At 72.6% G+C, this 1,507-nt stretch carries 1 protein-coding gene; it reads right to left on the bottom strand.

The features are described 5' to 3' along the window. On the bottom strand, window positions 1–1,507 hold a 1,507-nt coding region (locus PJ985_RS23140), incomplete at both ends, for a polyketide synthase dehydratase domain-containing protein (RefSeq protein ID WP_271685844.1).

The following is a 1,507-nucleotide window of genomic DNA, read 5'->3' as shown; positions in this document are numbered from 1 at the left end:
GGCGACAGGACAGGCGTCGGCCGGGAGAGCCGCGGCGCATGGGGGAGGGATGCACGCAGGGCGAGTTGCGGCTCGTCGAGCGCGAGGGCGGCCGGCAGCGCGGCCAGGGAGTCGGGGTGATCGATGTCCACGAGGACGATCCGGTCGGGGTGCTCCGACTGTGCGGACCGCACCAGCCCCCAAGCCGCCGCAGCGGCGGGCGCGGTGATCCTGTCACCCGGGAGGCAGACCACGGCGCCGGTGGTCACGAGCACAAGCCGCCGGTCGGCGGCGGGGTCTTCCGCCAGGTACTCCTGGAGATACCGCAACGCGCGGTGGGTTGTTTCGTGCAGTTCGCCGTCGTGCAGCCACACGGCGACAGTGCCGTCTGCTTCGCGCTCCGACCAGTCCCGCACGGGCAGGGCGGGGCCGGCAGCGGCCTCGTCCAGGGGCAACGGGGTCCAGGTGACGCCGAACAGCGCGTCGGCGGCCACGGAGGACCGGAGTCGGCCCGCGTCGACCGGTCGCAGAGTGAGCGCATCGACCGAGGCGACGGGAGCACCCGTCGGATCTGCTGCCAGCAGCGCCACGGTGTCGGGGCCGACAGCGGTCAGACGGACGCGCAGCCGGTCGGCTCCCGCGGCATGCAGTGACACTCCTGCCCAGGAGAAAGGAAGGCGTGCGGTGGCCGTGCCTGTTGCGTCATCGAGGACACCACCGAGACCGAGGCCGTGCAGGGCCGAGTCGAGCAGTGCCGGATGCAGCCCGAACCCGGCGGTGTCGGCGTTCCCGGGCAGCGCGACCTCGACGCACAACCCTTCGGGCGTACGCCAGGCCGCGTGCAGGCTCTGAAAGACCGGGCCGTAGGCCAGGCCCACGGCGTTCAGTTCCGGGTAGAGGTCTGCGACATCGAGCGGCTCGGCGCCGGCCGGCGGCCACACTGTCAATGGCGCGGGATGCGAGGCCGGAGTCGCGCTGAACAGCCCTTCGGCATGACGGGTCCAGTCCTGTGCGTCGCTCTGCCGGCCGTACACGCGCACCGGACGGCTGCCGTCGGGGTCTGCCGGGCCCACCACGACCTGGAGGGTGGCGGGCAGGATCAATGGGGTCTCGATGGTCAGTTCATCCAGGCGGGTGGCACCGGCCTCGGCTCCCGCACGCAGCGCCAGTTCGACCAGCGCGGTGCCCGGCAGGACGATCTGATCGTGGACGACGTGCTCGGCCAGCCAGGGGTGTGCTGTGGGCGTCAGGCGTGCGGTGAACAGGTGCCCGGTTCCGTCGGCGAGAGGTACAGCCGCGCCGAGAAGAGGGTGATCGGCTCCTGCGATCCCGGCAGCGGTGAGGTCACCGGCCGCGGGGCGTGGCAGAACCCAGTACCGCTCGTGCTGGAAGGCGTAGGTGGGCAGATGGGTACCTGGGCCGGGGAGCGACCCCGCCCAGTCCACGACGACACCGCGGACGTACAGGTCCGCCACGGCCCGGAGGAACGTCTCGGCCTCGGCCTGCCCCGGGCGCAGCGTGGGGGCGG

This window comes from Streptomyces sp. ACA25, from assembly GCF_028200735.1.
In the GTDB taxonomy this organism is placed as follows: domain Bacteria; phylum Actinomycetota; class Actinomycetes; order Streptomycetales; family Streptomycetaceae; genus Streptomyces.
The sequence above is the reverse complement of the archived record's forward strand: the minus strand, read 5'-3'. Positions and strand labels throughout refer to the sequence as shown.